Origin of the sequence: Enterococcus sp. AZ011 (genome assembly GCF_050548355.1) — a bacterium.
In the GTDB taxonomy this organism is placed as follows: domain Bacteria; phylum Bacillota; class Bacilli; order Lactobacillales; family Enterococcaceae; genus Enterococcus; species Enterococcus faecalis.
The window spans coordinates 704,169-716,911 of the sequence record NZ_CP172959.1 but is presented as its reverse complement, the minus strand read 5'-3'; the positions used below and the strand labels follow the sequence as shown (position 1 = coordinate 716,911).

The following is a 12,743-nucleotide window of genomic DNA, read 5'->3' as shown; positions in this document are numbered from 1 at the left end:
TTTATATATAGAAAGGAGATCGTGTCGTGTCTGAATTTTTTATTCAAGAACAACAGTTAGGAAAAGTTACGCGAACCATCGTGAAAGACCAAGCAGGCCGTTCACTTTTTCTATTGGTGGGGCGCTGGGGCACACGAGGAGATGCGCTTTCTTTATATGCAATGAACGGAGAAATTTTAGCCAGTATTAAACAAGTTTCTTGGACTTTTGGCACACGATTTGAGTTATATCAGCGTTTTGAAAAAGTGGGTACTCTACGAAAACTGTTCAATTTGAATGCTGATTTCTATTATGTTCAAGGCCTTCACTGGGCAGTTGTTGGTGATATCAAAGCGCATCAATATTCAATTTATCAAGTCCATAAAAAAATTATGTCAATGGATAAAACCATGCTTTGTACAGGCGACTATTTTGTTTTAACTGTTGCCAATGATGAGGACGCACCGTTGTGCATCTGCATAGCAGCTGTCCTTGACTACTGGTTATATAATAAGAAAAAACAAAAAACTTCCGATGATTTTGGATTAGATTTTGATCCTTTAACGGATTAATGAAAAATAACGAAGCTAAAGTGATTGACTTTAGCTTCGTTATTTTTACACTTCTTTTTGCATATGATTGTATAAGTGACCACTAATAGTCATTGTTGTGACATCTTTAAAGCCTTTACTTGCGTATAACTTTCTCGCCCCTGGATTGTCAAAATCAACATTTAGACCCAAGGCTTGCTTCCCGCTAGCTTTGGCTACTTCAGGTAAAGCATCTAATAACTTAGAACCAATTCCCATTCCGCGGAAACGTTCATCCACAGAAATCGTGTCTAAATACCATTCATTAGGCAAAGTTTCTTCTTCAATAAATAGCCGAACATCTTCTGCTAAGCCATGTTTTTTAAAGACTTCTCTTAAAGGTTCATCAATAATCTTTTCATCTTCTGCAGGATAGCCGACAGCAATCCCTGCAACTTCACCTGCATGTTCATAAACTAAAATTCGTTGATAGCCATAGCGATAGGTTGGATACGCCGTTGCCTCTGCTAACAGGTCAATCATTTGTTCTTCTGAGACTTCTTCTAAAATTGGTAACTCCATATCTTTTAAAATAACTAAGACCAGCCGAGCAATCGCTTGACCGTCTTCTTTTGTTGCCGAGCGAATCATTGTAATTCTCCTTTACATTTAACTAAAAAAGAACTGGCTACTATCATTACTGACTTAGCCAATTCCTTTTATCTTGTCTTTAGTATAACAAATTTATTATTGAATTTCTACTGTAACCTGACGTCGTCCCCAAAGACGGCATTGGTCTACTGAATCAAAATGAACATCAATAATATTTCCTTGAATAGCGCCACCTGTATCTCCAGCAATAGCAAAGCCATAACCAGAGACTTTCACTAATGAACCTAGAGGAATTACACTTGGATCGACTGCAACTACATTGCTTTCTTTACTTAAGTCAATACCAGTAGCACTTAGATTACTTGCACCAGCTTCGCGCCAAGAATAAGCAGTTGATTCCATCTGAAGCACACGACCAGAGCCAGTTCCTGGTGTTGATGATTCGCCTGTCGATGATTCTGGCGTTGATGACGATTCGGATGAACTAGCAGAACTTGAAGATTCAGTGCTACTGCTTTCCGTACTTGTAGAAGAGCTTGATGCTTGACTGCTTGACTCTTCAGCAGCTTTGGCTTCTAGTTTAGCCGCCGCATCTGCTTGCGCTTGTTTGTCGGCAGCTGCTTGTTTCTTCGCTGCTTCTGCTTTGGCAGTTTCTGCTGCACGTTTTTTCTGTGCCTCAGCTGCTGCTTTTTCGCTGACTAAGCGTTGTTGCTCTTTCTGTTTGTCTGTCGAAATTTGAGCCAATAATTCTTCATTATTCGCCATTTTTTCTTTTAACTCAGAGACTTTATTATTCATTGAAGAAGCTTCAACTTGTAATTTCTCTTCATTTTGTTTTAAAGTTGTTTGCGTATTTTCAACTTTTTCTTGTAATGCAGCTAATTTTTCTTTTTCGCTAGTTAAGCTTTCAATCTTTTCCCGTTCAAAGTTTTGTAAAACGGTCATGGCGTAGGCCCGATTAAAGAAATCTGATAAATTTTCTGCATCTAATAAGGCTTGCCAAGTACGTTGGTCGCCATTTAATTGAATATCCTTCATACGATCGCCAACAGCTTCTTTACGACGAGAAATATTTTTTTCTGTTTTTTCTATTTCCTCTTTCGAAGTTTTCAACGTATCTTCCGCTTTCGAAATTTGCGTTTTTAAACGTTCGATTTCCGCATATTTAGCATTTACATCGTCTAAGGCTGAATTGATTTCTTTACTAATTAACTCCCCAGATTGTTTCGCTTGCGCTTCTTTTTCTTGCAACGAATCAAGTGATTCTGCTGCCGCAGCGACTGGAAGTCCAAAATTGATAAGCATCATTGTTGTTAAAAATGGTATCAACTTTTTAACCTTCACTAAATCCAACACCTTTCCTAACTTATCTAAAACACCTACTCATTATACTAGTCAGGAGGGCTTGTTTTATTTCAATCGTGTTACAATTTGTTACAATTTAAATGCAACTCTTTTTTTATCCTGCGTTTATTCATTAGTCCATTTCTATCTCAATTCTTTAAGAATTTCTTAAGACGCCTTAAAAACTAGCTTTTGACGATTTTTCTTTTTTTTATCCCATTAGACCATTGATTGAAATATTTTGTAATATTTTTTGTTAATTATTGGCCCTTTTTCTTCAAATCTTCTAAGAGATGCCGAACTTCTTTGGAATTTTTAATGTTTTTTAAAGTTAGTTTTGGGTAATTGTTAATAAAACGACGTTGTTGGAAATTTAACCGATTTTGGAAATGCTCTTTTTTGGTTCGTTCTTTTAACTTCTGCCAATCAGCTGTAGCGATTTCCATTTTTGTGTTCAACCGTTGCTTAAATTCTTGTTGGTTCGTTTCCAACGTTTGGCCCATCTCGGTAATAAGTTTTTTGAAACCTTGCATGTTCAGCAACGTATAAATTAAGTCAAGCCCCATTACAATCACTATGCAAAGTGCTAAGTAGTTGCCAAAGGTTGCTTGTAAAAAGCTGACAACTTTGGCGATTTCTGGTTGAATAACTTTGACAATCAAGACACACCCCAATCCCCAAAAAAGAGAAACCGGTAAAGCCACGCGACCGTTTAAATTAAAAGGTACATCATGATAATCCCACCAAGAGGCATGGAACAATTTTTCCAAGCCATAACTAGTGACATATTCTAAAATCGTCACTAAAACAGCCGATCCGACATACAATACCAAGAGATTGTTCTCAAAGGGTTCCACAAAATAGAGAACGCTTAAGACCCCAAATCCATAAATAGGACAATAAGGCCCTACCAAAAATCCTCGATAAACAAATTTTTTGGCTTTTAATGAACAATACACCGTTTCCCATAACCAGCCGATAAAGGAATAAATAAAAAATAACAAAATAACCTGACTCATTTTTTCCACGTTTCTGTCACACTCCACTTCTTTGCTCTTTTCTTCTATTTTAACAGAAGTTGAGAAAATGTAGCGAACAACTTTCTTTCATTGAAAGATTAGGCTACAATGAGAGCAGCAAAGGGAGGAATCTTATGTTTGGTTTATTGAAATACGCAAAAAATTATCGAAAACAAATTATCCTCGGTCCAGTCTTCAAATTTTTAGAAGCTTGTTTCGAGTTAGTCTTGCCCTTATTCATGGCTCACTTAGTCGATGTCGGTATTCGTCAAAACGACCGACAGACTGTCATAGAAATGGCCCTCTGGATGCTTGTTATGTCGTTAGTTGGTTTATTTTTTGTCATGATTTGTCAATATTATGCTTCAGTCGCTTCGCAAGGTTTTGGGACGGAGCTAAGAAATCAATTAATGAAAAAAATTAATCAGCTTTCACACAAAGAATTGAATAGTTTTGGTACAGATACCCTCATCACTCGGATCACAAACGATATCAACCAGCTTCAATTGGCTTTAGCGATGTTTATTCGGTTGGTCATTCGGACACCTTTTTTAAGTATCGGTTCTGTGGTCATGGCTTTTTACATTGACGTGCAGATGGGTTTTCTTTTCCTATTACTTTTACCAATTTTTAGCCTTATTCTCTTTATTATCATTAAAGTGACTGTGCCTTTATATCAAAAAGTCCAAGAATATTTGGATCGGTTAAACCGTCAAATCAGTCAAAACTTAAGCGGTGTCCGTGTGATCCGTGCGTTTGCTAGAAAGGAAACAGAGCAACGACATGTTGATAAAGCTTCAGATGATTTAGGCGATATTTACATTCGCGTATCGAATGTCTCTGCTTTATTAACGCCTTTAACCACTTTGATTATGAATGTTGGAATTTTATTTTTACTTTATTTTAGTGGCTTAAAAGTTTCTTTTGGTTCCTTGCAACAAGGGGAAGTTTTAGCATTGATCAATTATATGAATCAAATGATGCTCGCTTTAATTGTTGCTTCTAATCTCGTGGTAATTTTTACGCGAGCTGCCGCTTCCGCAAACCGTGTCAATGCGGTTTTAACTGTAGAAAGCCAGTTAACAGATACACCAGAATCAGCAAAAACATCTCCACAATTTGGTGATATTACCTTTGACCATGTAGATTTTCGCTATGAACCAGAGGCCGGTTTGGCTTTGGAAAATATCAATTTCACGATTCCTAAAGGCTCAATTCTAGGCATCACAGGACCTACCGGCAGCGGGAAAAGTACCTTAACCCAACTCATTCCCAGATTTTATGATGTGAGTGCAGGAAACCTTTTTATTAATGGTGTAAATGTGCGCGATTGGCCGCTCTTTACTTTACGCCAACAAGTTGCAAGTGTTCCACAAACTGCCGTCTTATTTACAGGGACTATTCGAGAAAACTTACAATGGGGCAAACCAAATGCAACTGATGAAGACTGTTGGGAAGCATTAGCTATCGCCCAATGTAAAGAATTTGTTGAACAATTAGACCAAGGGTTAGACACGCCTGTTAACGAAGGCGGAAAAAACTTTTCTGGTGGACAAAGACAACGGTTGACCATTGCCCGTGCCTTGATTAGGAAACCGCATTTACTTATTTTAGATGATTCCTTGAGTGCCCTCGACTATCAAACAGATTTGAATCTGCGCCGTGCTTTACAAAAAGAACGAGCAGAGACAACCGTTATTTTAATTTCACAACGCGTGAGTTCGATTGCTACGGCGAATCAAATTTTAGTCCTAGATAGTGGAAAAGTCGCTGGCCTTGGCACCCACGAAGAATTACTTACTTCTTCTAAAGAGTATCAAGAAATCGTTGCGTCACAGGAGGAGGATACCCATGCAAACTAAAAAAATTCATTTTGGTGCCTTCTCACGTTTTAAGCCGTATTTACTACGCTATCCAAAAGAAATTATTGGCGCCTTAATCCTAGGAATTCTCAGTGGTTTTTCGACTGTCCTCATGACTTATTATATAGGTAAATCCGTTGATACAATGGTTGGTAAAGGACAAGTCAATGCTGCGCAACTCATCAAAATTTTAGGTTTATTAGCAGGGATTTTACTCGTAACCGTTCTAAGTCAATGGCTGATTCAACGTCTCGGTAATCGCGTGTCTTATTTATCGACCACACAGCTGAGAAAAGATGCCTTTGCCCATTTAAATCAATTACCGTTAAGTTATTATGACCAAACGTCACACGGAAATATCGTCAGTCGCTTTACCAACGATATTGACAATATTTCAATGGCTTGCTCGGCTGTCTTCAACCAATTATTTTCTGGCATGGCCACCGTCGTTGTTGCTTTGCTCTTTATGATTCGGCTAAGTCCCCTGCTCACATTAGTGGTTCTTATCAGTACGCCGATTATTTTTATTGTAAACTGGCTTGTTGCAAAAGCTTCACAAAAAAACTTTGCTGCACAACAAACGATTGTTGGTGAAATTTCCGGCTTCGTTTCAGAAATGGTTGGCAACCAAAAAATTGTTAAAGCCTTTCAACAAGAACAAGCTACGCAAGAAACATTTGAAGCATTGAATCAAACGTTGTATGAAAAAGGACAGAAGGCTCAGTTTTCTTCCTCCTTAACCAACCCACTTTCTCGATTTATCGATCATTTATCTTATTTATCAATTGGATTAGTCGGTGGCTTGTTAGTTTTAAGTGGCAATCCTTTAGTCACAGTTGGTGTTATTTCCAGTTTCACCATTTACTCTAGTCAATTTTCTAAACCTTTTATTGAACTCTCAGGAATCACCAACCAAATCCAAGCCGCCTTAGCTGGATTGGAACGTACCTTTGATATGATGGATCAACCAGTTGAACGTCCTGATGCCCCGAACGCAATTGTTTTGAAAGAAGCGCGAGGCCGTGTTGAATTTAAAGACGTTGATTTTTCTTACACGCCGACGCGACCTTTAATCGAAAACTTTAATTTAATTGCTGAACCAGGAGAAACAATTGCCATTGTTGGGCGAACCGGTGCGGGTAAATCAACATTAGTGAATTTGTTAATGCGCTTTTACGAGGTCGACCATGGTCAAATTACGGTTGATACTCACGACATTACTCAAATTACTCGGGATAGCTTGCGAAAAAGTTTTGGTATGGTTCTCCAAGATACTTGGCTATTCGATAGCTCCATTCGGGAAAATTTAACGTACGGGAATCCTGAAGCCTCTGACGAAGAAATTATAGAAGCCATGAAAAAAGCCCATATTTTTGATTTCGTCATGCGTTTACCTCAAGGACTAGATACCGAGATTGGTTCTCAAGGCGTTAAAATTTCTGAAGGACAACGACAATTAATGACTATTGCACGCACGATGATTAGTAATCCGCCGATGCTTATTTTAGATGAAGCGACCAGTTCAGTTGATACATTGACCGAGCAAAAAATTCAGGATGCTTTTTTACAAATGATGACTGGCCGGACCAGTTTTGTTATTGCCCATCGCTTAGCAACAATCAAAAGTGCTGAAAAAATTCTAGTTATGGACAATGGTCAAGTGGTTGAAATTGGCACCCATGACGAATTATTGCAAAAAGAACAGGGTTATTATCGTGACCTTTACGAAGCACAGTTTAATCAAAAAGCACAATAAAAAAGAGTCACTTTTCTGGGATGATGAAAAGTGACTCTTTTAATTTTAAATTTATTGATCTAATTCAGATAATGGCTTTCCAAATAAACGTTTAAAGGGAATTTTATTGCCTAAATAATAAGTGGCAATTACTTGAATAGGAAAGAAAATAACTGTTTTAATTAAGCGTGGCACCCACCAAGCAAAATTTGCTAGGTTAACTCCATACATTAAACTTAACCACAAAGGAGTTAAAATGATATTAATTAAAACGGTGACCAACAATGTCGCCAAAATCACTCGTTGCCATGTCATTTCTTTCTTATAATAGAAATAACCATAAATAGCACCAGCCAAAAAGGCATTTAAAGTAAACCCAGGAAAATAGCCTGCCTTTGGAAAAAGTAGCATTCCTACCACATCAGCCACCGCCGTGCCGATTCCAGCCCAAAAAGGTCCGAAAATCATCCCAATCAATGATTCTGGGATAAACGTGAAACTGATTTTTAAAAACGTTGTTTCATACGCAAAAAAGCGTGAAAAGACAACGACCACCGCAATGAGTACGCCCATTAACGCAATGGATTTTGTGCCAAATTTTTTCTTTGTCATTTTTAGCATCTCCTCTAAGAGCTGCTACATGACGAACCATGCAGCGAATGCGAAAACAAAACCGCGAACATTAAAAAGCTGAACGTGTTGTTCTGATGATAAGCAAAGTAAGAACCTTTGCTTTCTAGCAACACACTGTTCATGTTCTTCGTCCAAAAGGCAACATCCCATCCTTTTAGCACTTAACGCTTTGTCTCCTACTCTGTTATTTTATTTGGACAAAAGTCCTCATAAAATATACCACAAAATAGTCAAAATAACCATTAAGGTTCTCTAAAAAGCTAACGGTCGACGATCCCCTTCATGGATAACTTCACGGAAGTCCGCAAACCCCGCCTCGACACCTCTCAAAAGAATTTCAGCACTGCCGATATTGGTTGCTAAAGGAATTTCATAGACATCACTTAGACGAATCAAAGCCGTCACGTCTGGTTCATGCGGTTGCGCGGAAAGAGGATCTCTTAAAAAAATAACTAAATCAATGTTGTCTTCTGATATCATTGCGCCAATCTGTTGATCCCCACCTAATGGCCCCGATTTAAAGCAATGCACGGGTAAGCCAGTTGCTTCCATCACTTTCATGCCTGTCGTTCCTGTTGCATACAATTCATGTTTTTCTAAAATATGTTTATAAGCGGTTGCTAGTTTGATCATTAATGTTTTTTTACGATCATGAGCGATTAAAGCGATTTTCATGTTATCCAACTCCTGTCTTTGTTATATTATAACAAAAGTTTAGCGATAAATCTGCTGAGAGTGTTTGTCCTTTGTCACCTTGACGAAAAAGTCTTCTTTTTCTTGTGCAACTCTCCCTTGCTGAAAGATAGCGTTTTCATTTAAACTATGAGTAACAAATCAAAAAGAAAAGAGTGACGTATCAAATGGTGGAAATGGCGCTTAGAAATGTGTATAAAAAATATGACAATGCAGAACATTATTCTGTTACAGATTTTAACTTAGAAATTACAGACCGTGAATTTATCGTCTTTGTCGGACCTTCTGGTTGCGGTAAATCAACAACATTGCGCATGATTGCTGGCTTAGAAGATATTACTGAAGGTGAATTATCAATTGGGGACAAAGTCATGAATGACGTTGCACCGAAAGATCGTGATATTGCCATGGTTTTCCAAAACTATGCGCTTTATCCGCATATGACTGTTTTTGATAACATGGCTTTTGGTTTAAAACTAAGAAAATATGATAAAGCTGAAATTAAAAAACGGGTGGAAAATGCTGCGGATATTCTGGGCTTAACAGAGTACTTACAGCGTAAACCTGCGGCGCTTTCTGGTGGACAACGCCAACGTGTTGCACTTGGCCGGGCAATTGTCCGTGATGCCAAAGTCTTTTTAATGGATGAACCTTTATCAAACTTGGATGCAAAATTACGTGTAGCCATGCGTGCTGAAATCGCTAAACTACACCAACGTTTAGAAACTACGACAATTTATGTGACACATGACCAAACCGAAGCGATGACCATGGCTGATCGAATCGTAATTATGAAAGATGGCTTTATTCAACAAATTGGTTCACCAAAAGAAGTTTACAATACACCAAAAAATATGTTCGTAGCTGGGTTCATCGGCTCACCTGCCATGAATTTCTTCAAAGTTACCTTAAACAATGGGGTTATTTCTAACCAACATGGCTTAAAACTAGCAATTCCTGAAGGAAGAAACAAAGAGCTTGTTGAACATGGTTATGAAGGCAAAGAATTAATTTTCGGTATTCGTCCAGAAGATATTCATAGCGAACAAGTGGCTTTAACGGCAATGAAAGATGCAGTGATTAAATCTGAAGTCGTTGTTTCTGAATTATTAGGGGCTGAATCCATGCTTTATACAAAAATTGGTGATACAGAGTTTATCTCAAAAGTAGATGCTCGTGACTTCCACCATCCTGGTGAAATGATTGACTTAGCTTTTGATATTAACAAAGGACATTTCTTCGACCCTCAAACAGAAGAAGTCATTAAATAAAAAAATTTCGAGGCATCTGTCACAATGACGGATGCCTCGATTGTTTCTCTTTATGCTAATTTAACCTTCTTCTTTATCACTTTGGGTTGTTTCGCTTCTGTAAAAGTTGGAATATCTACATGTTTACTTAAGGTACTTGCTAAAAAGTAGGCAATACTGAAATCCACCAAACTATGAATTAATCCACCAACGCCCATCAAAAGAAAAATAGAATACATGAAGCCGGCTGTATAATAGGTTCCTGGCAAGTTGCCCATTGTGTAAAATACAGAAACAACCACTAGCTCGGCAGCGGAATGAATCACTCCAATTCCCACGTTAAACAACTGTAATTTCCCATTTAATAAAGTGAATTTCCCCTCTTTATTGATTAAAATTTCTGGATGCTTTTGTAAAATCACTGCGCCAATGACTGCAAAAATCAAATGAGATAAGGCCCGCAAAGCAATAATCGGTGTTGCGGATAAGAAAAAACCAAAACCTGTTCCTAGACTAACCGCAATTGCCACCACTGGCGAAATAAACATGGCAATAAAAACTGGGACGTGACTTGCTAATGTAAAACTGGCTGGACCAATGGTAATTCTTGGCATAACCATTGGAATGATAATCCCCATTGCAATTAAAAGTGCTGAAATTGTTAAACGTTTTACTGAGTTTGTTTTCATTAAAACTGCCTCCTAAAGGTGTCATGACACCTTTTTGTTTTTCTCAAGTGTAGCTGAACAGCCGCAATGTGTCAAGACACATAAAAGAACTTTCTGTTATTTCTCATAAATAACAGAAAGTTCTTTTTTATACTGGTTTATTTTTTTCTAAGGCATTACTTAAACGAGCGAATTCTTCTAAAGACAATGTTTCACCACGTCTAGAAGGATCAATTTCTGCTTCAGCTAGGCTCTCTTTTAGCCAAGCCACCGTTTGTTCATCTTTCCCATAAAAATGCGTTAAGTTATTCCACAATGTTTTACGTCTTAATTGGAAACTGGCTTTGGTTAATTTGAAAAATTCTTTTTCATTGGTCACTGTCACCGCTGGTGTAGCACGGCGCGTCAATTTAATAATCGCCGAGTCAACATTGGGTTGCGGCACAAAAACTGTTTTTGGCACAATAAAGGCGACACTTGCTTCCATAAAATATTGGACAGCAATTGATAATGAGCCATAAGCTTTCGTTCCTGGTTTAGCAGCAATTCGATCAGCGACCTCTTTTTGCATCATCACAACCATTTCGGCTACATCTAAAGAAGATTCTAAAAAATGCATCATAATTGGCGTAGTAATATAGTAAGGTAGGTTAGCTACCACTTTAATCGGATACTTCTCTTGAAAAACTTGGTTGGTTGTCTCGACCAAATCAGCTTTTAAAACATCTTGATGCACCACTGTTACATTATCATAGCGACTTAAGGTATCCGCTAAGACAGGAATCAAGCGATCATCAATCTCAAAGGCCACAACTTGTGCTGCGTTCATCGCTAATTGCTCTGTTAATGCACCAATTCCAGGCCCGACTTCGACAACATTTGTCTGCTGATTAATTCCCGCTGTTTCTACAATTTTTCTTAAAATATTAGGCTCTGTCAAAAAATTTTGACCTAAACTCTTTTTAAATGAAAATCCATGCTTTTTTAGTATTTCTTTGGTTCTGGATGGTGTGGCAATTTCTTTATAGTCCGTCACGCTTGTTCCTCCATGTAGTTATTCTTCGTTTGCAAGTTCTTTTAAAATACGTGTCATGCTTTCTTTCAATTCTGCTTCTGTAATCCGAAACATGCTTAACCGTTTGACTAACTGTTTGCTATTTGTATAGCCAATTCTTAGGTCATCTCCTAATAATTCACGGTATTTTTTGGCATTTGCTCCCGCTATTAAACCATATTCAACTAGTGTTTGTCTAGGAATTTCTTGATAGTCTTCATCAGCTTGCACAGGTGTTACGACTTTTTTTAAGGCTTCAATAATTGCTTCATCACTAGCATGTTCAACCCCTAGGCTACCGCCATTTTTTTTAGGCACTGCGACTTTTCTTGATAAAAAAGCATGCTTTGCATCAGGGACAACTTCCATTATTGTTTTACGAATTTTTTCGCCCGAATAGTCTGGATCTGTAAAAATAATCACGCCTCTCGTTTCTTGTGCGTGTTCAATTTGTGTCAAAATTTCATCATTGATAGCAGAGCCAATCGTTTCAATCGTATCTGCTGTAACTACCTCTTGAATGCGGCGTGTGTCGTCTTTTCCTTCAACGACAATGATTTCTGCAACTTTCATTTTTTCCTTCATTTATCTATCCGAAACAAGCGATGAGCGTTGACTCTCGTTTGTTCTGCCACTTCTTCAAAGGTTAGTTGACGCAATTCAGCAATTTTTTCCACTACGTATCGTGTATAGCCCGGTTCATTCCGTTTACCACGATAAGGAACGGGAGCTAAATAGGGTGCATCTGTTTCCACCAACATTCGTTCGAGTGGTACCGCCATCGCCGCTTCTTGAACATCCAATGCCTTTTTAAACGTTACGACGCCACTAAAAGAAATATGCAAACCTAAATCTAAAAATTTCTTCATCCACTCAGCATCGCCACTGAAACTATGCATGATTCCACCAATATCTGAAATTTTTTCATCTTTTAAAATTCGATAGGTATCTTCTAATGCCTCTCTCGTATGCACACTAAACGGTAAATTCATTTCCCGAGCAATCGCAATTTGACGGCGAAAGACTTTTTCTTGCACCTCTTTAGGATCCTCCATCCAGTAATAATCAAGACCGATTTCACCTAATGCGACAATTTTTGGCAACGTTAATTGTTCTTGTAATCGTCGTTCAACCTCTGGCGTATAGCTACCCGCTTCTGTTGGATGCCAACCAATGATACTATAAATATTGGCATATTCCTGACTAAGTAAAAGAGATTTTTCAATCGTTGGTTCATCAAAACCGACCACGGCCATCTCTGTAACACCCAATTCTTGGGCATGTGCAATCGTTTCTGGAATATCATCATTAAATTGTTCTGCATTCAAATGTGTATGTGTATCAAAAATCATTATGATTGCCTC

13 protein-coding genes and 1 riboswitch are annotated in these 12,743 nt (G+C 38.1%); of the genes, 4 read left to right on the top strand and 9 right to left on the bottom strand.

Features of this window, described 5'->3' with window-relative positions; genetic code table 11:
- Window positions 1–26 precede the first annotated feature (26 nt).
- Window positions 27–551, top strand: coding sequence for an LURP-one-related/scramblase family protein (locus tag IGL36_RS03485; protein WP_002355833.1), 525 nt, complete (start codon window positions 27–29; stop codon window positions 549–551).
- A gap of 45 nt (window positions 552–596) precedes the next feature.
- On the opposite strand, the gene IGL36_RS03480 is transcribed toward IGL36_RS03485, so the two are convergent.
- The 3 genes from IGL36_RS03480 to IGL36_RS03470 form a co-directional block, all read right to left on the bottom strand.
- A complete protein-coding gene (locus IGL36_RS03480; protein ID WP_002355832.1) occupies window positions 597–1,160 on the bottom strand; it encodes a GNAT family N-acetyltransferase in 564 nt (187 codons plus the stop codon).
- Between the two features lie 96 nt (window positions 1,161–1,256).
- On the bottom strand, window positions 1,257–2,477 hold the full coding sequence (locus tag IGL36_RS03475; RefSeq protein WP_002397936.1) for a 3D domain-containing protein: 1,221 nt from the start codon (window positions 2,475–2,477) through the stop codon (window positions 1,257–1,259).
- Window positions 2,478–2,725: 248 nt separating this feature from the next.
- Window positions 2,726–3,493 carry a putative ABC transporter permease gene (locus tag IGL36_RS03470; RefSeq protein WP_002387023.1) on the bottom strand — a complete coding sequence of 256 codons (768 nt, stop codon included), beginning with the start codon at window positions 3,491–3,493 and terminating at the stop codon, window positions 2,726–2,728.
- Window positions 3,494–3,618: 125 nt separating this feature from the next.
- On the opposite strand from IGL36_RS03470, the gene IGL36_RS03465 reads away from it, so the two are divergent.
- Both IGL36_RS03465 and IGL36_RS03460 read left to right on the top strand, forming a co-directional pair.
- On the top strand, window positions 3,619–5,346 hold the full coding sequence (locus IGL36_RS03465) for an ABC transporter ATP-binding protein (RefSeq protein ID WP_002397937.1): 1,728 nt from the start codon (window positions 3,619–3,621) through the stop codon (window positions 5,344–5,346).
- Window positions 5,336–7,102, top strand: coding sequence for an ABC transporter ATP-binding protein (locus IGL36_RS03460; RefSeq protein WP_002361379.1), 1,767 nt, complete (start codon window positions 5,336–5,338; stop codon window positions 7,100–7,102). The genes IGL36_RS03465 and IGL36_RS03460 overlap by 11 nt, the downstream gene beginning before the upstream one ends.
- 51 nt (window positions 7,103–7,153) lie before the next feature.
- Here the strand turns inward: IGL36_RS03460 and IGL36_RS03455 are convergent, their stop codons facing one another.
- A complete protein-coding gene (locus tag IGL36_RS03455) occupies window positions 7,154–7,702 on the bottom strand; it encodes a folate family ECF transporter S component (RefSeq protein WP_002385065.1) in 549 nt (182 codons plus the stop codon).
- 30 nt (window positions 7,703–7,732) lie between these two features.
- Window positions 7,733–7,900, bottom strand: a riboswitch (THF riboswitch).
- A 66-nt stretch (window positions 7,901–7,966) separates the two neighbouring features.
- Window positions 7,967–8,389, bottom strand: coding sequence for a methylglyoxal synthase (mgsA, locus tag IGL36_RS03450; protein ID WP_002355823.1), 423 nt, complete (start codon window positions 8,387–8,389; stop codon window positions 7,967–7,969).
- A 185-nt stretch (window positions 8,390–8,574) separates the two neighbouring features.
- Here mgsA and IGL36_RS03445 point away from each other — a divergent pair, with 185 nt between their 5' ends.
- Window positions 8,575–9,678, top strand: a complete 1,104-nt coding sequence (locus IGL36_RS03445; RefSeq protein WP_002355822.1) for an ABC transporter ATP-binding protein — start codon at window positions 8,575–8,577, stop codon at window positions 9,676–9,678.
- Window positions 9,679–9,728: 50 nt separating this feature from the next.
- On the opposite strand, the gene IGL36_RS03440 is transcribed toward IGL36_RS03445, so the two are convergent.
- The 4 genes from IGL36_RS03440 to IGL36_RS03425 form a co-directional block, all read right to left on the bottom strand.
- Window positions 9,729–10,346, bottom strand: a complete 618-nt coding sequence (locus tag IGL36_RS03440) for a hypothetical protein (RefSeq protein ID WP_002355821.1) — start codon at window positions 10,344–10,346, stop codon at window positions 9,729–9,731.
- Window positions 10,347–10,473: 127 nt separating this feature from the next.
- Window positions 10,474–11,361 carry a 16S rRNA (adenine(1518)-N(6)/adenine(1519)-N(6))-dimethyltransferase RsmA gene (rsmA, locus tag IGL36_RS03435; protein WP_002358849.1) on the bottom strand — a complete coding sequence of 296 codons (888 nt, stop codon included), beginning with the start codon at window positions 11,359–11,361 and terminating at the stop codon, window positions 10,474–10,476.
- Between the two features lie 18 nt (window positions 11,362–11,379).
- Window positions 11,380–11,964, bottom strand: a complete 585-nt coding sequence (rnmV, locus tag IGL36_RS03430) for a ribonuclease M5 (RefSeq protein ID WP_002383361.1) — start codon at window positions 11,962–11,964, stop codon at window positions 11,380–11,382.
- Window positions 11,961–12,731 carry a TatD family hydrolase gene (locus IGL36_RS03425; protein WP_002358846.1) on the bottom strand — a complete coding sequence of 257 codons (771 nt, stop codon included), beginning with the start codon at window positions 12,729–12,731 and terminating at the stop codon, window positions 11,961–11,963. Before IGL36_RS03425 ends, rnmV begins: the two co-directional genes overlap by 4 nt.
- Window positions 12,732–12,743 lie beyond the last annotated feature (12 nt).